This window comes from Micromonospora sonchi, from assembly GCF_014646235.1.
Classification (GTDB): Bacteria; Actinomycetota; Actinomycetes; order Mycobacteriales; family Micromonosporaceae; genus Micromonospora; species Micromonospora sonchi.
In genome coordinates this window covers 227,855-246,717 of the sequence record NZ_BMNB01000001.1, presented here as the reverse complement: position 1 = coordinate 246,717, position 18,863 = coordinate 227,855, and the positions used below count along the sequence as shown (strand labels likewise).

16 protein-coding genes are annotated in these 18,863 nt (G+C 72.1%); 3 read left to right on the top strand and 13 right to left on the bottom strand.

All coding sequences use genetic code 11. The annotated features are described in order from the left end of the window. Positions 1-49: 49 nt before the first annotated feature. Positions 50-1,354 carry an MFS transporter gene (locus IEY61_RS01035; protein WP_189040509.1) on the bottom strand — a complete coding sequence of 435 codons (1,305 nt, stop codon included), beginning with the start codon at positions 1,352-1,354 and terminating at the stop codon, positions 50-52. 74 nt (positions 1,355-1,428) lie between these two features. Between IEY61_RS01035 and IEY61_RS01030 the strand changes: the two genes are divergently transcribed. Then, positions 1,429-2,403: a GlxA family transcriptional regulator gene (locus IEY61_RS01030; RefSeq protein ID WP_189040298.1), complete on the top strand. Its 975-nt coding sequence runs from the start codon at positions 1,429-1,431 to the stop codon at positions 2,401-2,403. A gap of 45 nt (positions 2,404-2,448) precedes the next feature. On the opposite strand, the gene IEY61_RS01025 is transcribed toward IEY61_RS01030, so the two are convergent. The 7 genes from IEY61_RS01025 to IEY61_RS00995 all read right to left on the bottom strand — a co-directional run bounded on the left by IEY61_RS01025 (position 2,449) and on the right by IEY61_RS00995 (position 10,680). Further along, the gene (locus IEY61_RS01025; RefSeq protein WP_189040297.1) at positions 2,449-2,913 is read right to left on the bottom strand and encodes a hypothetical protein; all 465 of its coding nucleotides are present in this window, start codon (positions 2,911-2,913) and stop codon (positions 2,449-2,451) included. Positions 2,914-2,923: 10 nt separating this feature from the next. Further along, positions 2,924-4,876, bottom strand: coding sequence for a vWA domain-containing protein (locus IEY61_RS01020; RefSeq protein ID WP_189040296.1), 1,953 nt, complete (start codon positions 4,874-4,876; stop codon positions 2,924-2,926). A gap of 2 nt (positions 4,877-4,878) precedes the next feature. Continuing rightward, the gene (locus tag IEY61_RS01015; protein ID WP_189040295.1) at positions 4,879-6,417 is read right to left on the bottom strand and encodes a sigma 54-interacting transcriptional regulator; all 1,539 of its coding nucleotides are present in this window, start codon (positions 6,415-6,417) and stop codon (positions 4,879-4,881) included. 139 nt (positions 6,418-6,556) lie between these two features. Further along, positions 6,557-7,633: a hypothetical protein gene (locus IEY61_RS01010; RefSeq protein WP_189040294.1), complete on the bottom strand. Its 1,077-nt coding sequence runs from the start codon at positions 7,631-7,633 to the stop codon at positions 6,557-6,559. Positions 7,634-7,730: 97 nt separating this feature from the next. Then, positions 7,731-8,378, bottom strand: coding sequence for a response regulator transcription factor (locus IEY61_RS01005; RefSeq protein ID WP_189040293.1), 648 nt, complete (start codon positions 8,376-8,378; stop codon positions 7,731-7,733). Beyond that, entirely contained in the window at positions 8,375-9,616 is a 1,242-nt protein-coding gene (locus tag IEY61_RS01000; protein ID WP_189040292.1) for a sensor histidine kinase, read from the bottom strand. The genes IEY61_RS01005 and IEY61_RS01000 overlap by 4 nt, the downstream gene beginning before the upstream one ends. A 95-nt stretch (positions 9,617-9,711) precedes the next feature. After that, complete coding sequence (locus tag IEY61_RS00995; protein ID WP_189040291.1) at positions 9,712-10,680, bottom strand: aldo/keto reductase; 969 nt, start codon at positions 10,678-10,680, stop codon at positions 9,712-9,714. A gap of 125 nt (positions 10,681-10,805) precedes the next feature. Here IEY61_RS00995 and mgrA point away from each other — a divergent pair, with 125 nt between their 5' ends. After that, on the top strand, positions 10,806-11,801 hold the full coding sequence (gene mgrA / locus IEY61_RS00990) for an L-glyceraldehyde 3-phosphate reductase (protein WP_189040290.1): 996 nt from the start codon (positions 10,806-10,808) through the stop codon (positions 11,799-11,801). 120 nt (positions 11,802-11,921) lie between these two features. Beyond that, positions 11,922-12,923, top strand: coding sequence for a 2-hydroxyacid dehydrogenase (locus tag IEY61_RS00985; RefSeq protein ID WP_189040289.1), 1,002 nt, complete (start codon positions 11,922-11,924; stop codon positions 12,921-12,923). Positions 12,924-12,966: 43 nt separating this feature from the next. Here the strand turns inward: IEY61_RS00985 and IEY61_RS00980 are convergent, their stop codons facing one another. The 5 genes from IEY61_RS00980 to IEY61_RS00960 form a co-directional block, all read right to left on the bottom strand. Next, the gene (locus IEY61_RS00980) at positions 12,967-13,839 is read right to left on the bottom strand and encodes a hypothetical protein (RefSeq protein WP_189040288.1); all 873 of its coding nucleotides are present in this window, start codon (positions 13,837-13,839) and stop codon (positions 12,967-12,969) included. Continuing rightward, the gene (locus IEY61_RS00975; protein ID WP_229705596.1) at positions 13,839-14,153 is read right to left on the bottom strand and encodes a PadR family transcriptional regulator; all 315 of its coding nucleotides are present in this window, start codon (positions 14,151-14,153) and stop codon (positions 13,839-13,841) included. The genes IEY61_RS00980 and IEY61_RS00975 overlap by 1 nt, the downstream gene beginning before the upstream one ends. 626 nt (positions 14,154-14,779) lie before the next feature. Continuing rightward, positions 14,780-16,276, bottom strand: a complete 1,497-nt coding sequence (locus IEY61_RS00970; protein ID WP_189040287.1) for a sensor histidine kinase — start codon at positions 16,274-16,276, stop codon at positions 14,780-14,782. Then, positions 16,273-16,980: a response regulator transcription factor gene (locus tag IEY61_RS00965; protein WP_189040286.1), complete on the bottom strand. Its 708-nt coding sequence runs from the start codon at positions 16,978-16,980 to the stop codon at positions 16,273-16,275. Before IEY61_RS00965 ends, IEY61_RS00970 begins: the two co-directional genes overlap by 4 nt. Before the next feature lie 210 nt (positions 16,981-17,190). After that, positions 17,191-18,834, bottom strand: a complete 1,644-nt coding sequence (locus IEY61_RS00960) for a CotH kinase family protein (RefSeq protein ID WP_229705595.1) — start codon at positions 18,832-18,834, stop codon at positions 17,191-17,193. Positions 18,835-18,863: the final 29 nt, after the last annotated feature.

Sequence of the window (18,863 nt, the reverse complement as noted above, 5' to 3'; positions counted from 1 at the left end):
CTCGGCCCCGAAGCGACAGCTCGGCTCGGTAGCGCGAGCGGCACGAGGGTCAGTCGCGGTAGCGCCACGCCCTTCCGGCGGCGGCGACCGGGACCGGCTCGGGTTCGGTGAAGGTCGTGCCGCGTCGGCGTAGCAGCATCAGCGACAGCACGGCCGCCCCCACCGACAGCGCCCCGGCAACATGCCAGGCCAGGGTGTACGTGCCGAGTTGGTCGCGGACCAGTCCCGCCCCGGTCGCGGCCACCGCCGCGCCGACCTGGTGCGAGGCGAACACCCAGCCGAAGACCACCGCCCCGGACGCGCCGAAGTACTCCCGGCACAGCGCCACCGTCGGCGGCACGGTGGCCACCCAGTCCAGGCCGTAGAAGATGATGAAGACCAGCATGCTCGGCTCGGTGGTGGCCGCGAACAGGCCGGGCAGCACCAGCAGCGATCCACCGCGCAGCGCGTAGTACGCGCCCAGCAGCAGCCGGGGGTCGAACCGGTCGGTGAGCCAGCCGGAGGCGACCGTGCCGACGATGTCGAAGAGGCCGACCAGCGCCAGCAGGCCGGCCGCCGTGGTCTGCGGCATGCCGTGGTCGTGCGCGGCCGGCACGAAGTGCGTACCGACCAGGCCGTTGGTGGTCGCCCCGCAGATCGCGAAGCCAGCGGCCAGCAGCCAGAACGGCCGGGTGCGGGCGGCAGCGGCCAACGCGCGCAACGCCCGGCTGGCGGCCCCGCCGGCCGGCTTCGACGGTACGACGATCTCGTGCCCGCCGTACGGCGGCAGCCCCAGATCCGCCGGGTGCTCGCGCAGCAACCGCAGCACCAGCGGTACGACCAGCAGCGCCGCCCCGGCCACGACCAGTGCCGCCGCCCGCCAGCCGTACGCGCCGACCAGCATCGCCAGCAGCGGCAGGAAGATCAGTTGACCGGCCGCCCCGCCGGCGGTCAGCACACCGGTGACCAGCCCCCGGTGCCGGACGAACCAGCGCCCGGTCACCGTCGCCACGAAGGCCAGCGCCATCGAGCCGGTGCCCAGCCCGACCAGCACGCCCCAGCATGCGATGAGTTCCCAGCTCGTGCTCATGAACACGGTCAGCCCGCTGCCGGCGGCGACCATGACCAGCGCGGCGGCCACCACCCGACGGATCCCGAACCGGTCCATCAGCGCGGCGGCGAACGGCGCGGTCAACCCGTACAGCAGGAGGTTCACCGAGACTGCCGCGGAGAGGGTGGCCAGCGGCCAGCGGAACTCGGCGTGCAGCGGATGCAGCAGCACCGACGGAGTGGCCCGGAAGCCGGCGGCGCCGACCAGCGCCACGAAGGCGACCGCAGCGACGATCCAGGCCGGATGCAGGCGAACAGGTCTGATCACCAGGCGAGTGTGGGCTTGACGGGCCGGATCCGGTGAGTGGCCCGGAGGCCATCCTCCGCAATAATCGGGCCATGACTCCGCACCGCGTCGCCGTCCTCGCCCTCGACCAGGTGGTCGGCCTCGACCTGGGCACCCCGTCCCAGGTCTTCCGCACCGCTCGGGACGCCGACGACCGGCACTTCTACGCCGTCGACACCTGCACCCCCGGCGCCCGGCCGGTACGCAGCAGCGCCGGCTTCCAGGTGCTACCTGATCACGGGCTGGAACTGCTGGAGGCAGCCGGCACCGTGATCGTGCCCGGTGTGTACGGCGACGTGACCCAGCGCCACGACGCGATCGAGCCCGAGGTGACCAAGGCGCTGCAGGCCGCGTACGACCGGGGCGTACGGATCATGTCCATCTGCACCGGAGCGTTCGTGCTGGCCGCCGCCGGGCTGCTCGACGGCCGCCGGGCCACCACCCACTGGGCGCACACCGACCGTTTCCGCCGGCTCTACCCGGCCGTCGACCTCGACCCCGACGTGCTCTTCGTCGCCGACGGCCGGTTGCTCACCTCCGCCGGGGTCGCCGCCGGCATCGACCTGTGCCTGCATGTGGTCCGCACCGACCACGGCAGCCAGGTCGCCAACCAGGCCGCCCGCCGGTGCGTGATGCCGCCGTGGCGCGATGGCGGCCAGGCCCAGTACATCGAACGCCCGGTGCCGCAGGCGCCCGACACCAGCACCGCCGGGGCCCGGGAGTGGGCCCGCCAACGGCTGCACGAGTCGGTGAGCCTGCGTGACCTGGCCGGGCAGGCCCGGATGAGTGTTCGCACGTTCACCCGGCGGTTCCGCGCGGAAACCGGGCTCAGCCCGGCCCAGTGGCTGCTGCACGAACGCACCGACCACGCCCGGCTGCTGTTGGAGAGCACCGACCTGAGCATCGACCAGATCGCCCGCCGCAGCGGCTTCGGCACCACCGCCGCCCTGCGTCAGCAACTGCACCAGCGCATCGGCGTCGCGCCGTCCGCCTACCGCCGGACGTTCAAAGGAAGGGCCCCTTCTTAACGCCTCGGGTATGGGAGGGGCCCCTTTTCAACCCGCACCGCAGGGTCAGGTGCCGCGCAGTGCTCGCAGTTCGGCCAGGTGGCGGGGCAGGTGTACGCGGGTGTGCAGGTCGATGGTGCGCCCCCAGGGCAGCGGCCCGTCGACGACCAGGTCGAAACCCTCGCGCAGGTGCGTCTCCACCGGGGTGTCGGCCGCCGCGCCGAGCCGGGCCACCAGGGCGGCCAGCCGGTCACTGGAGGTCCGCAGCCGGTCGGCCAACCCCACCAGGCCACCGCTCTCGGCGGCCAACTCGTCCAGCTCCGGCCGGTGGACCTCGTCCAGGTCGTAGAAGGCGTACGGCGATCCGGCGAGCACCGCCTCGGTGGCCTCGCTCATCAACTCGTCGCTGGCGACCAGGTGCGCCACGATCTGCTCGGCGCCGTACCGCCCGGGTGGCGGCGGCCCGAACCCGCCCGCGTCGACCTCGCCCAGCACCGCGTCGTACGCCCGCCGCAGCCCGCCGATCTCCACCCGGCCGAGCCTATCGGCGACCCCGGCGCGCCCGCAGGTAGTCGCTGACCACGTACTCGCCGAGGTCCCCGGTGTCCGGCGTGAAGACCCGACCCCGGCTGCGACGGGCCACCGCCTCGACGAAGCGGTGCAGCCCGGGGTCGTCGCCGAGCATGAACAGGTTCAGCGTCGCCCCGTACCGTCGTAGCCGGTCCACCTCGCGGATCGTCGCCTCGATGGTCTCCGCCGACGGCGGCCAGCAGAACAGCGCCTCCCCGTCGTCCGGGTCCAGGTGCGCGGTCGGCTCTCCGTCGGTCACCACCAGCACCACCGGCTCGGCGTCCGGGTGGCGGCGCAGGTGCCGCCCGGCCAGCCGCAACGCGTGTTGCAGGTTGGTGCCCTGCGTCATGTCCGGCTCGACGGCGGCCAACTCCTGCTGGCTGAGCGTCGCCGCCGTGCGACCGAACCCGATGATCTGCAACGCGTCCTGCGGGAACCGGGTCGCCATCAGGTGGGCCAGCGCCAGCGCCGTCTGCTTCATCGGCCCCCAGCGGTCCTGCGAGATCATCGAGTAGGACAGGTCGACGCAGAGCGCCACCGCCGCCGACGCCCGCCGCTCGGTCTCGACCACCTCGAAGTCGGCCACGGCGAGCCGCACCGGCACCTGCGGGCCGGCCCGGCGGATCGCCCGGGTGAGCGTACGCACCACGTCCAGGGGCTGCTCGTCGCCGTACTCCCAGGGTCGGGACGCCCCGCTGACCTCGCCGGCCGCTCCCGCCGAGCGCAGGTCGTGCTGCCCCCGCGGGCCGGCCGTCAACTCGGCGAAGACCCGCCGCAACGCGGTGCCACCGAGCCGGCGCAGCGCCTTCGGGCTCAGCGTCAACCCCTCGGCGTCCCGGGTCACCCAGCCCTGCCGGCGCAGCTCGCGCTCCAGCTCCCGCAACCGGCGTACGTCGTCGGCGGCGTCGCGGCCCAGCGTCCGGGCCACCGCGTCGACGTCGATGTCGTCCAGGGTGGCCCCGGGATGCGCCTGGCCCAGCTGGTCGAGCAGGTCGTCTAGCTCGGCCACCTCGTCGAGCACCCCGGTGGCCTCGCCGTAGCCGAGCGACTGACCGCCCTGTGTCCGCTCGCCCCGGCCCCAGCGCAGGTCGGGCCGGAGCGCCCGCAGATTGCCCTCCAACGCGGCCAGTTCACCGGCGACCCGGTCACCGAGCGACTGGCGCATCAGGCCGGCCAATTCCTCGCGCTGCCGCTCCGACAGCGAGTTCAGCAGCCGTCGCCCGGCCGCCGCCCGCCGGGCCAGCACGTCCACCAGCTCGTCGACGTCGGTCGGGCGCTCCGGGAAGAACTCGCCGTGCCGGCGCATGAACTCGGCGAACGCGTCGGTGGTGTCCTCCGCGCGGGCGTGCCGGGCCAACAGGTCGTTGAGGTCCCGCATCATCTCGGCCAGCCGCTCCTGCACCGCCGGGTCGGCGGCCAGTTGCGCCGACTCCCGCAGCCCGGCGAAGCGCTGGCCGAGTACGTCGTTCCGCAGCCCGTCGAGGATCCGCTGGTAGGTCTGCCGGGCGTCGTCGCTGGCCCAGCGGTAACCGGACAGCTCGCGCACCGCCTGGGCGGTGGAGCGGGGCAGGTTGTCCAGCACCGCCTCGGCGAACCGGGCCGCCTCGTCCCGGCGGCCGGCGAGCTCGTCCCGCTCGGCCGCGAGGGCCTGGTCCAGCAGGGCCCGCGCCCGGGTCACCGCGCCGTCCAGGTCACCCCGGCGCAGCGCCTCACGCCGCAGCCGGCGGGCCCGGGCGGTCAGCTCGTCCAGCCCGCCGCGCCCCTGCGGGCCCCGGCGCAGCAGGTCCCGCAGCGCCTGGCGCAGGCTGCCGCCGGCCAGCACCTCCGCGCCGACCTGATCGACCGCGGCCTGTACGTCGTACGGCGGCGCCAGCGGGTCGGGTCCGCCGCGCCACTGCCCGTACCGGAAGCGGTTGCCGGCCACGCTCAGTCCCGGCCGCCGTAGCGGGTGCGTCCCGAGTCGGTGGCGTCCTTGCCCAGCCGGCGGCTCAGGTGCAGCCCCTCCAGCACGAACTCGACGGCCGCCGCGGCCTGCCCCGGGCTGGGCGCGTCACCGATGCCGAGTCGGTCGAGCACCTTGGCCAGCCCCGGCACCGTGCCCACCTGGCCCAGCAGTTCGGTCGCGGACACCAGTTCCCCGGTCTCGATCGTCCGACCGTCGGCGACCAGCGCGGTGAAGCCGGAGAGGTCCAACCCGGCCAGCCGGGCGCGGAACGTCTCGGCGGTGGCGGTACGCAGCAGGTGGCCGAGAACCTCGATCTCCCGCCCCTCCTCGCCGCTCTCGAACTCCACCTTCCCCCGCAGCGTCGACGTCACCGACACCGCGTCCCCCACCCGCGCCACAGATGTAAGGAAGGGCCCCTTATTAACGCCTCGTGTATAGGAAGGGCCCCCTATTAACACCTCACCCGGCGCGGCGTCCGGCGCGGCACTCGGCGTGGCACTCGGTGCGGAGGTTGGGGTGGGAGCGAGCAGGCTGTCCCGGCGCAGCGCCGCGGCGGCGACCGTCTCGGCGGCGGCGATGGCGAACCGGGCGGAGACGCCGGAGCGTTGGTCCACCGAGGGCGACTCGCGCACCGCGCGGGCGAACCGGGCCAGCACCTCAAGCACGTGTTCCGGCACCTCGGCGACCAGCTCGGCCTCCTGCCGGATCAACGCCAGCTCCAGCTCCAACTCGGGCGGGTAGTGGGTACGGATCTCGGCGCCGAACCGGTCCTTGAGCGGGGTGATGATCCGGCCCCGGTTGGTGTAGTCCTCCGGGTTGGCGCTGGCCACCAGGAGCATGTCCAGCGGCAGCCGCAGCTGGTAGCCGCGAACCTGGATGTCCCGCTCCTCCAGCACGTTGAGCAGCGCCACCTGGATCCGCTCGGCCAGGTCCGGCAGCTCGTTGACCGCGAAGATGCCCCGGTTGGTACGCGGCACCAGTCCGAAGTGGATAGTCTCGGGGTCGCCGAGCGTACGCCCCTGCGCCAGCCGGACCGGGTCGACGTCGCCGATCAGGTCACCGACGCTGGTGTCCGGGGTGGCCAGCTTCTCGCCGTAGCGCAGCGAGCGGTGCAGCCAGCCGACCGGAAGATCGTCCCCGGCCTCGGCGACCAGCGCCCGCGACGCCGGGGTGACCGGGTGCATCGGATGCTCGTTGAGCACCGACCCGACGATGACCGGGCTCCACTCGTCCAGCAACGTCACCAGTGACCGGATCAGCCGGGTCTTGCCCTGGCCACGCTCGCCGAGCAGCACCATGTCGTGTCCGGCGAGCAACGCCCGCTCCACCTCGGGCAGCACGGTGTCGTCGTAGCCGAGGATGCCGGCGAATCGCGGCTCGCCCGCGCGCAGCCTGGCCAGCAGGTTGTCGCGCAGTTCCTGCTTGACGGTGCGGTACCGGTGCCCGGCCACGCGCAGCGCCCCGAGCGTGCCGGGCAGGTCTGCGGGGGGAACCGGGGTCACCGGCGATGGCGCAGTCACCGCACCAACGCTAGCTCACCCACGTGGCGCAAGGGTTTCCTCACGCTGGCCACCGCTCTTCCTGGGTTGCCGGTCCGGCCGGCCCGCCCCCGATGCGGGGCGGCATCCGCCCCCGATCCGAGCCGGCCGGACCAGCGGCTCATTCCCGCCTGCAGCGACCGCAGGCGCCCCGGCGGCGCAGGTGGTACGCGTACGCCGCCGCGCCGAGCGCCAGCCCCCAGGCCGGGAACAACAGGATCGGCCCAGTGGCCGCGTCGAGCCCGCCGGTCAACGACCAGAAGTGCGGGCTGCCCAGGGTGCTCAGGCTGGTCGCGGTCACCGCGACCGCCACCACGGTCGCCGGCACCACGGCCAGCCGTACCGGCACCCGACGCCCGGCCAGGCCCACCATCCAGCGGGGGAACCGCTCGCCCCAGCGCTGGACCAGGCCGAGGGTGAGGATGGCCCCGACCATCGCGAACGCGGCCAACCCCGCGCCGGCCCAGATCGCGCCGGATTCCTGCAACTCGGCGAGCATCTCGTCGGAGATCCCGAACGGGAGGCCGGCCGCCCACGCGAATCGGGTCACGGCGTAGCAGGCAGGGACCGCCGCCGCGAGGTACGCCGCCCACCGGCCCCAACGGGCGGCGGCGGCCGGGGTCGTCCAGCCCGCGTCGCCCTCGCCGGCCCGCCCGCAGCGTGCGCAGGCGCCAGCGGTACGCCGCTGCCAGCGCAGCACGGCAGCGGCGAGCAACAGCCCGCCCAGCATCGCCGCGACCTTCACGAACAGGGCCCAGGTGAAGACATCGGCATAGTCCACGTCCGGCCAACCGAACGGCGCACCGAGCAGCAGGATCGGGGTGTATCCGAGGATGACGAGCACCCCGGTGTCCGGCACCACGACGGCCAGCACGAAGGCCACCGCCCAGCCGAGGCTGAGCAGCGGCACCCGCCAGCCGGCGGCAGGACCGGCGGTGGGGCGGCTCATCACCAGTGCCGCCACCGCCGCCGCGAACAGCAGCACGGCGAACAGCGGTGGTGCGATCCCGACCGGGATCAGCCGGAGCAGGCTCGTTCCGTCACCGCCCGGATTGTTGGCACCGAGCGGGTAACCCGACTCGGTGATCGTGGCGAGCAGGGCGAGGACGCCCCAGAGACTGAGCCATCCTGCGGCGAGCACGGCGAGCGGGTCCGACCGGTCCGCGGTGAGTACGGGCGAAGCAGCCTTCGTCGTCATGCCTCCAGCCTCGGCCGACGCCGGCCCGAAAACCTCCCGCCGGACGGGGAACCAACTCCCCCACGCGAGGGAACGCGACGGACACGCGAGGGAGAGGTCAGCCGGCGGGAACCACGAACCCCGACTCGTACGCGGCGATGACGGCCTGCGTACGGTCACGTACCCCGAGCTTGGCCAGCACGTTCCCGACGTGCGTCTTCACCGTCTCCACCCCGACCACCAGTCGGGCGGCGATCTCCGGATTGGAGAGCCCGGCGGCCATCAGCCGCAGCACCTCCGCCTCCCGCTCGGTGAGCCGGGCCGCCCGCAGCCCGTCGACGCCCTGCCGCCCGTACGCCCCGACCAGCCGGCGGATCGCGGCCGGGAACAGCAGCGACTCCCCCCGCGCCACCACCCGTACCGCCTCCACCACCTCGGCCGGCCGGGCCCGCTTGAGCAGGAAGCCGGTCGCGCCCGCGCGCAGCGCGTCGTAGACGTACTCGTCGTTGGCGAAGGTGGTGACGACCAGCACCCGGGGCGGGTCGGCGGCGGCCAGCAGGCGCCGGGTGGCCTGGATGCCGTCGATGCCGGGCATCCGCACGTCCATCAGCACCACCTGCGGTCGATGCCGGGCCACCAGGGACGGCACCTCGATGCCGTCGGCGGCCTCCCCGACCACCCGCAGATCCGGCTGCGCGTCGATGATCGCCCGCAGCCCGATCCGGACCAGTTCGTCGTCGTCGACGATCAACACCTCGATGCTCATCCGGTCGCTCCGATCGGCAACCGCACCCGCACCCGCCACCGGTCCCCCTCCGGTTCGGCGGTCATCCCGCCACCGAGCAGCAGCACCCGCTCCCGCATGCCGACCAGCCCTCGCCCGCCGCCCGGTTCCGCCGTACCGGAGCCCGGTGCGGGCAGCGCGTTCACCAGCTCGATCTCCAGCCCGTCGGCCGCTACGTCGACCCGCAGCGTCACCGGCCCCCGGCCGTGCCGGGCGGCGTTGGTCAACGCCTCCTGGATGATGCGGTACCCCTCCCGCGAGACCACCGGCGGCACCTTGGCCGGCGTCCCGCGCACCGTGCTGCGCACCGGCTGACCGGCCGTCCGGGTGGCGGCGAGCAGCCGGGGCAGGTCGGCCAGGGTGCGCTGCGGCGCAACAGTGCCGTCCCCGGTCTCGCGCAACAGCCCGAGCACGTGGTCGAGGTCGTCCATCGCGCGGCGGCCGGTCTCCTCGATGGCGGTCAACGCCCGCCGGGCGAACTCCGGATCGCGGTCGAGCACCTCGCGGGCGGCCCCGGCCTGGAGGGTGGCCACGGTCAGCGCGTGACCGACCGAGTCGTGCAGTTCCCGGGCCAACCGGTTGCGTTCCGCCAGCCGCGCGGCCCGTTGTTCCAGCGCGGCGATCCGCTCGTCGGGCGCGGGGCCGAGCAGCGCCGGGGCCATCGAGGCGGCCAGCGCGCCCAGCCCGGCGACGGCGTAACCGAGACCGACCAGGACGAGCAGACCGCCCAGGGTCAACCAGCCGCTGTCCCCACCGTCGAACGGGCCGAACCGATCCGCGTCGGTGATCCCGACGTCGACACCGGCCTGCGCGACGATGAACGCCAACGTCATCGGCACCGCGCTGAACAGGGCGGCCACCACCAGCGCGCCGCTGACCAGATGCAGCCCGATCCAGAGCGCGGCGCGTAACCGGGTCTCCCGGTCGAGCCGGCGGCCGGGCACCGGCTCCGGCAGGTCGACCCCGAGCAGCCCGCGGACGGCCGCGATCTCCAAGGACCGGCTGCCGCCGGAGAAGACCGGCACGACCGCGATGAGCACGGCCGGCACCAGCAGCGCGAGCACCACCGGCCAGGGCGCCCCGTGGTCGCCGAACAGCTGCACGAAGGTCACCACGAGCACCGCGTACGGCAGCGCGAGCACCCCGCCGAGCAACAGGAACACCCCCCGCCGCCAGGTGGTGCCGGCGATCAGGGGCCGCAGCACGGCACGAAGATCCATCTTTCCATGATGCCGCCGCCCCAGCCGCCCGCGGATCCCCCGCGACGGGGAGAATCCGAGGGCAGGTGAGGTCGAAGATGTCAGTGGACACCCTGTCAGGTGCGTACTCGGGACCTGATCAGCTTCGGCACCGCGGCCAGCCCGGTGACCGGACGGAACGCCCGCGCCGAGTTCATCAGCGCGGCGTACTCGTCCTCGGTCAGGTCGATCTCCGCGGCGGCGGCGTTGCGCTCCATCTGCTCGACGCTGGACGCGCCCGGGATGGCGACCACGTTCGGGTGACGCAGCACGTACGCCAGGGCGATCTGGCTCGGCGTGGCGTCGTGCGCGGCGGCCACCTGGCGCAGCGTGTCGATCAGCGTCCTGCCCCGTTCCAGGTTCTCCGGCAGGAAGTACGGGTTGGCCCGGCGTACCGCGCCCGTCGGCGGGTGGTGCGCGTCGTACCGCCCGGAGAGGAAGCCCTGCGCCAGCGGGCTGTACGCGATGACCACCCGGCCGGCCTGCGCTGCATACGGCAGCAGGTCCTCCTCCGGCCTGCGGTCGAGCATGCTGTAGCGAACCTGGTTGCTCAGCACCCGCCGGCCCAGCGCGGCCTCGGCGACCTGCCAGCGGCGCAGGCTGTAGTTGCTGACCCCGACCTCGCCGACCAGGCCGACGTCCTGCAACGCGCGCATCCCGCGCATGGTGGTCTGGTCGGCGACCACCGGGTTGGGCTGGTGCACCTGGTAGAGGTCGATGCTGGTGACGCCGAGCCGGGCCGCCGAGGCGACCGCCCGCTGCTGCACCACCGACGCGACCGGCAGCACCGGAAAGATCTTGGTCGCCACAGTCACCTTGTCCCGGTCGCCGGCCAGGGCCGCGCCGAGGATCCGTTCGCTGCGGCCGAAGCCGTACAGTTCGGCGGTGTCGAACACGGTGACGCCCAGTTCGACGGCGCGCCGGACGATGTCCGCCGCCAGCCGTTCGTAGTCGGGGCCGTAGCCCCACTCGCGCGAGCCGAACTGCCAGGTGCCGAGGCCGATCTTGGACAGGGGCTTCGGGGTGTCGAGCCGCACGTACCGCATGTGTCGACGCTACCCGCCGCCGCAACCAAACGCCGCGCGGTCGCCCAGCCGGCGTTACCGCCCCACGCCGGGTCAGCCCGATCGGGCGGCGTCGGGGTGTCGCCCGTCTACCCCCGGTTATGGTCATGATCGTGACCTACCTCGCCGCCGACACGCGCTACGACCAGATGACCTACCGGCGCAGCGGAGCCAGCGGGCTTCGGCTGCCCGCGATCTCGCTCGGCCTGTGGCACAACTTCGGGCCGGACCGCCCCTTCGAGCGCCAGCGGGACATCGTCCGGCGCGCCTTCGATCTCGGCGTCACCCATTTCGACCTGGCCAACAACTACGGGCCGCCGCCCGGTTCCGCCGAGGAGAACTTCGGCCGGATGCTCGCCGGTGACCTCAAGCCGTACCGCGACGAGCTGGTCATCTCCAGCAAGGCCGGCTACCTGATGTGGCCCGGCCCGTACGGCGAGTGGGGTTCCCGCAAGTATCTGATCGCCTCGCTCGACCAGTCGCTGCGCCGGCTCGGCCTGGACTACGTCGACATCTTCTACAGCCACCGGTACGACCCGGACACCCCGCTCGAGGAGACGATGGGTGCCCTGGACGCCGTCGTCCGCTCCGGCAAGGCGCTCTACGTCGGCATCTCCAACTACAACTCGGAGCAGACCGAGCGGGCCGCGGCGATCCTGCGCGACCTGGGTACCCCGTTGCTGATCAACCAGCCGGCGTACTCGATGTTCAACCGGTGGACCGAGGAGAACGGGCTGCTCGACACGCTGGAGCAGGTCGGTGCCGGCTGCATCGCCTACAGCCCACTGGCCCAGGGCCTGCTGACCGACCGCTACCTCGACGGCATCCCGGCTGACTCCCGGGTCCGTACCAGCGTCTTCCTCAAGGAGAGCGACGTGAACGAGCAGCGGCTGGCCACCATCCGTGGACTGGCCGCCATCGCCCGGCGCCGGGGCCAGTCTCTCGCACAGCTCGCGCTCGCCTGGGCGCTGCGCGACCCCCGGATGACCAGCCTCATCATCGGCGCCAGCAGCGTGCCGCAGTTGGAGGCGAACGTCGCCGCTTTGAACAACCTCGACCTGACCGCCGAGGAGCTGGCCGACATCAACGCCCAGTTGGCCTGACCGGAGGACGGAAGAGGCCAACAGTTCGACCGGCCCGGGTCGCCGGCCATCGGGTGACGGGGCGTCGGACCCTGGCCGGGGCCATCCGCCCGTCCGTAGCGTCGACGGTGGAGGTGGCCGATGCGCGTGTCAGTGTTCAGCACCAAGCCGTACGACCGGGAGTTCCTCGGCGGCGCCAACGGGTCCGGCGAGCATGACCTGCTCTTCCTGGAGCCCCGGCTGACGCCGCAGACGGCGCGGCTGGCCGAGGGCAGCGATGCGGTCTGCGTCTTCGTCAACGACGATCTGGGCGAGGAGGTGCTCGGTCGGCTCGCCGAGGTCGGCGTGCGGGTGGTCGCGCTGCGCGCGGCCGGTTTCAACAACGTCGACCTGGCCGCCGCCCGCCGGATCGGCCTGACCGTGGTACGCGTGCCGGAGTACTCGCCACACGCCGTCGCCGAACACACCGTCGGCCTGATCCTCGCCCTCAACCGCAAGATCCACCGCGCCTACAACCGGGTACGCGAACACAACTTCGCCCTCACCGGGCTGCTCGGCTTCGACCTGCACGGCCGTACGGTAGGGATCGTCGGCACCGGACGGATCGGCGTCTGCGTCGCCCAGATCATGACCGGCTTCGGCTGCCGGGTGCTGGCCAGCGACCCGAAGCAGAGCGAGGCGGCGATCGCGGCCGGCGCCGAGTACGTCCCGCTGGAGCGCCTGCTCGCCGAGTCGCACATCGTCACCCTGCACTGCCCCCTGACCACGGACACCCGGCACCTGATCGACGCCGACCGGATCGCGTTGCTCCGCGAGGGGGTCATGCTGGTCAACACCGGTCGGGGCTCCCTGATCGACACCCGGGCGGTGATCGACGGGCTGAAGAGCGGCCGGATCGGCTACCTCGGCCTCGACGTGTACGAGGAGGAGACCGACCTGTTCTTCGAGGACCTCTCCGACCGGGTGCTCGGCGACGACGACTTCGCCCGGCTCACCACCTTCCCCAACGTGTTGATCACCGGGCATCAGGCGTTCTTCACGGAGGACGGGCTGCACAGCATCGCCGCCACCACGGTCGCCAACCTGACCGCCGTCGAGCGCTCCGGCCCCGACGGCGTCACCGGTCCCGCCCGGGTCTGCTGAACCCGACCGGGCGGCTGGCCCGGCCGAGGGCTGGCCCGGCCGTTCACACCGCCGATCCGGCCGGGCGGGGCCTGCTCGCGGTGACGCCGAGCACGGCGAGCAGGAACACCGTGCACATGGTCAGCATCGGCGGCAGCATCTTGATCGAGTCCGCCAGCTGCCGGTACCCATCGTCGACCAGGCCCGGATCCCACCAGCTCATGCTCGACAGGTACCACAGCGGCGCGTTGTGCCGGGGTGCGCGCTCGGGCGACAGCGCGGTGAACACGTACACGGCGGTGACCGCGTCGAGCAGCAGCAGGGCGCCCACCCCGCTGCTGAGCCAGGCGGCGGCACGGCGGCCGTGGCGCAGCAGGACGCTCACCGCCCAGCCGAGAGCGGCGGCGCCGATCGCCCAGCAGGCCACGGCGGCCAGCGATCCGGCGCGGACCTCGCCGAGCACCTCACCGAAATACGGCATGGCGTTGATGCCCGCGACGCCCAGCGCGAGCGCCGCCGGAACCACGACGACGGCCGCGACGATCCGCTCGGTACGCGCCCTCCACCGGCCGAACCACCACATCGAGGCCGCGGCGAGCGCCACCGCCAGCGTGTACCCGTAGGGCGCGGCCTCGTGCGCGCCGGTCACGTCGGCCAGCAGACCCGCCGTGGTCAGCAGGGCCAGCAGCAGCACGCCGAACGTGAACGGCGCGACGACCAGCTTGATTACGGTGACGGCGGTGGTGCGCGCCTGGGCCACGGTCATCGTCTCCACTCGGTGGGTGAGCCGGTCGCGCAGCGCGCACCGGGCGGTGTCGGCCAGGTCCCGGGCCGGGGTGGCGCTGGCGGCGAGCAGTTCGGCGATCTCGTCGCCGTAGCGCTCACGGATCGCAGCGGGGTACAGCGCCAGCACGGTGCGGATGAGCCGGGCGCGCATCAGGCCACCGCCAGCCGGCGCAGCCCGGTCGCGGCGAGGGACCGCATGCGTTGCAGCTCGACGCCCAGAGCCGCGCGGCCGGCGTCGGTCAGCCGGTACGGCTTGCGCCGCTCCTGCTCGGGCAGGGCCTCGATGTAGGCGTGCTCCTCCAGGCGCCGGATCGCGCCGTAGAGCGTGCCCGGTCCGGGACGGGCACCGGTCAGCGCGCCGATGTCGTCCTGCATGGCGTAGCCGTGCTTGGGCCCGGCGGCGAGGCTGATCAGGATGTGCAGTGCCGGTTCGGAGAACCGGCCGAGGTCGGCGAGTCCGGCCACGAAACCTCCCTACTACGTTCCGCGTAGCATCGCAGTACGTAGCAACCCCGTCAATCCCGGCCTCCCTCTCTGCACCTCTGGCCTTCCAGCCAGGGCCGAGGAAGCATTACTGATTGAAGCCGTCATGTCACCCAGACATATTCATGTCGGTGTGACATGACGGCTACTCGACTATGTGCTCCCGGCCGCGATCCGCACCATCCCGTTTCGCGGGCCGCGCGATCCCTCGCACACCCCGCGGGCACGGAACGTGTCGCACAGTGAGCGAACCTGTTCGATAGAGTCAGGCATGCCGTCTGCGGTCGCCCGGGCCCGCGCCGCCAGCGATCTGCCCCGACGCAAGGTCGACGTGCTGATCAGCCTCTGCGGTTTCGCGGCGACCCCGGCGGTGCTCACCTACGACCCGATCGACATGTATCAGCAAATCGCACGGGAGTTGGCAGCTGGCCTTCGCCCGCCGGTTGGCGGCCGGCGACGCCACCGCCTTCGTGGTCTGCGAGGAGCCGGCTCGACGCCGCCACCCGGATGCGCGACTGGTACGCCGAGCGCCCCGGCTCAGGCACCGCCCGGCCGAAGCGGGGTTGCTGCCCGGCGGTGCTGGACCGACTCCGCTGAACCAGTCCGCGCTAGCTCAGGGCTGATTCGGCGCCGGCGGGTAGGAGCACTCGGAACGCGGCTCCCTGGCCTGGGCTTGTCTCCAGTTCGACCCGGCCGCCGTGGCTGCTCACGATCGCCTCGACGATCGACAGCCCGAGCCCGGAGCCGCCGTTGCGTCGGGCGCGGCTCGGATCCGCCCGGTAGAGCCGCTCGAAGATGCGCTCGGCGTGCTCCGGCGGTACGCCGGGGCCGTTGTCGGCGACCTCGAGCACCGCGATCGGCGTGTGTCGAGGCAGCTGTTCACCGACCGCGGCGGCCGCGCGACGGCGCGGTCGATACGCCCCCAGCCGGCCGACCCGGACGGTGATGTCGGTGTGCGGCGGCGTGTGCTGAAGGGCGTTGGCGACCAGATTGGTGGCGACCTGGCGGAGCCGGTGCTCGTCGCCGAGAACTGTCACCGGCTCGAAGGCGCCCTGGTCGCCGCCGAAGCTGGCCAACCGGACGGGGCGGTCGGGGCGGCGGGCGTGCGCGTCGCGGATCGTGTCGGCGGCGAGCGCGAGCAGATCGACCGGACGCCGCCGCAGCTCACGCTGGCGATCCAATCGGGCCAGCAACAGCATGTCCTCGACCAGCAGCCCCATCCGTGCGGCCTCCGCCTCGATGCGGGACATCGTCTCGTCCAGCAGGGGCCCGGACGGAGCGCCGCCGCGCCGGTACAACTCGGCGAAGCCGCGGATCGACGTGAGCGGCGTACGCAGCTCGTGCGACGCGTCCGCGGCGAACTGCCGGATCCGCTGCTCGGACGCGGTGCGCGCCGCGACCTCCGACTCGATCCGGTCGAGCATCGAGTTCAGCGCGATGCCCAGCCGGCCCGACTCGGTATGCGGGTCAGCGTCGCCCACGCGGCGAGTCAGGTCGCCCGCGGTGATCTCGGTAGAGGTCCGCTCCATCCGGATCAGCGGGCGCAGGCCGATCCGGACCACCGACGCGGCGACCAACGCGAGCAGGAACAGCACGACGATCATCACGGCCAGATCGATGACGAGCAGCAGATCCACCGTAGCCTCGACCTGACGAAGCGAGATGGCGGGGACGGCCACACCGCCGTCTGGTTGGGTGACCACCGCTATCCGCCAACGGTCCTGGCCGTCAACGGACTCCACGGTGAACGGCCCGTCGTCCGCCTTCTCCCGCAGGCCGTCGAACGACCCCACATCGGGTGGGGAGATCTCGTCGGGCGCCGGGGACGGCAGCTGACGGCCCCCGGAATCGAAGACGAGTACCGTCCGGTACATGTCGAAGCGGCCACGAGGGAACGGGTTGTCACCGGCCTGGTTGGGCGGCAAGGGAAGAGCCGCGACGTGCCGCATCCCGGCCAGCTGGTTGTCGATCTGATCGGTGAGGTACTGACGTAGCAGCAGGATGCCGGCCGCGTTGGAGACGACCAGAGCCACCGCGCTTAGCGCGGCCACGGCGACGACAAGGCGGGACCGCAGCGTCCAGTGCCGCCACTTCGGCATTCTCATTCGTCCGGGGGCAGGCGCAGCGCGTAACCCACACCGCGGACCGTGTGGATCAACGGCGGTCCCCAGCGGTCGATCTTCTTGCGCAGGTAGTAGACGTACGACTCGACGATCCGGCCGTCGCCCCCGAAGTCGTAACTCCAGACCCGGTCCAGGATCTGCGCCTTGCTCATCACCCGGCCCGCATTGATCAGGAGGTATCGGAGCAGGTTGAACTCGGTCGGCGACAGCTCGACCAGCCGTCCGCCCCGGCGCACCTCGTGCGCGTCCTCGTCGAGTTCCACGTCGGCGTAGCGCAGGATACCGGAGTCACCGCCGTCCGGCTCGATGCGGCTGCGCCGCAGGATCGCCCGGATACGGAGCACGACCTCCTCCAGGCTGAACGGCTTGGTGACGTAGTCGTCAGCGCCGACGGTCAGGCCGGAGATGCGGTCCTCGACCGCGTCTCGTGCGGTCAGAAACAGCACCGGGACGTGCGGCCCCGGCCCGGTCCGCAGGCGCTGCGCGACCTGGAAGCCGTCAAGGTCGGGCAGCATCACGTCGAGCACCACCAGGTCGGGCTCGAACTCCACGGCCGCCGCCAACGCCTCGTGCCCGCCGCCAGCGACCCGCACGTCGAACTCGATCAGCCGCAACGTCGCCGACAGCAGGGCACAGATATTGGGCTCGTCATCAACGACGAGCACCCGAGTCAACCGTCCGGCCATGTCGTCCCTTGTATCGGACGCGCATCAGGATTAGCTGGGATTTCCCTCGGAGCCAGCTGTGACAACCTGAAGGGTTCCTTGAGCTTGCCGCCCAGGCCCACAGGTCGGTCCGTCCGCAACACCCGCGCCAGCGCCCCTGGCTGCGGCCGGCGGTATGTCTGCCCGCACACCGCCGGCCGCAGTGTCCTCGCCTCGTCGCCGATTGCCGCGTCACTCCTTGGTGATGACGCTGTCGGTGGCGAGGTGTTCGGCACGTTGCCGAAGAAGCGTCGTCAGTTGTTCGACATCCGCCGCGGTCTTCTGCTGGTCGTACCCGGAGACGGTGGACAGGACCGTGGTGATGCTCTCGAGAGCGTTCATCGCGGTGCCGTCCGCGTAGACCTTGCGGTAGAGATCGCGGTAGGCGTCCTCGTACACCGTCTTGAAAGCGGCACTGGCGAGGAAGCGTTCCTTGAGCTTGTTACCGCCGGGGCCACCCGGCTGCCCCCGCCCACCGGCGGCGTCCCCGCCCGGACGCGACATGCCCTCAGGTGGCTGGAAGCCCTCAGGTAGTTGCAACCCGTCAGGTGGCTGGAAGCCCTCTGGTGGGGTGTCGCCGCCCGGTGGGAAACGGCCGCCGCCCATCCGAACGGTGTCGTGTGGACCCTGGGTGGCGTCGCCGGTGAGGGTGAGGTTGTAGTCCCAGCCGACGACGGTGAACTTCTTCGTGTTCAGGTCGTACCAGAGGTAGTAGTTGCGGCCGGGGCCCGCCATGTCATCGAAGTTGAGCAGCAGGTTCTGCGCGGCCAGGTAGCGGGCAAAGGCCGGCACATCGACGTAATCATCGAGGTGGGCATCAAAATCGGCGTCGCTGCTGCTGGTGACCCATCTGATGAGGTTGATGACGGGTTGCAGGTCCTGACTGCCCTTCATGGTGATCTGTCTGAAGTCATCGGCGTAACTGATCGGCTCGTCGCCCTGGTCGCTGAACTGGCCGGTGGCCAGGCTCTTGTAGAGCACGCCGGAGCCGCCGAGAGTGTCGGCGAAGCCCTCGTCGGGGTGCTCGACGATGAGCCTGGCGGTGGTGGGCCGATCATTGACCGTGAAACTGGAGTACGCGTACCGCTGGGCAAGCTCTCCCGCAGCGGCCAACACCTGCAGCGACACCGCTTCGTTGAGGACCATGGTGCCGCCTCCCATGCCGGAGACCCGTACCGCGATTTCCCGGTGGCCCTGGTAGCGGCGGCCCTCGACGAACTCGTCGAAGCGGATCAGCCACGGCAGGCTCTCCGGCTCCTCGGCCTTGAGCGAAGCCCGACCGAATCCGCCGGGACCAGCACCGTCCCGCGCCCCGCCCGACGGATTGCCGCCCGGCCCCTCCGCCGGGAAGCCGCCGGGTGCACCACCGCCGGGGAAGCCACCGCCGGGGAAGCCACCCGGGGGGCCGTCACCGTCCGGCTGGGGTTCCTGTCCGGCGCCTGGGGGCCGGTTGCGTCCGAGCCCCCGCTGCCGGGCCTCGCCGTTACGGGTGAGCCCAGCGAGGGTGGAGTTGCCTTTCAGGCGGATGCCGACACTGGGAATGCGAATGCCGTCGATCGTGAGATCGGCCTCGATGAAGCTTTTCTCGTCGTCGTTCCAGAGGTCGTCGAGTAGCCGCTGGTAGTCCTTGTCGCGGAAAATCACCTCGATGCGATGTGCCACGGTCGCGTCGAAGATCTCCGTCGTTCCGGTGATGTTCTGGGTGACCTGGTCGTATCTGTTGGCGCTGCTGCTGGTCACCAACGGTGCGACCCGCACGGAGCTGAACACCACCGCGCAGGTGGCGATGAACGCCGCGCAGGTGGCGAGCAGCTTCCAGTAGTGCCGCACCCGCACCGGAACCCGGTGTGCCAGCCTCCTCCCCG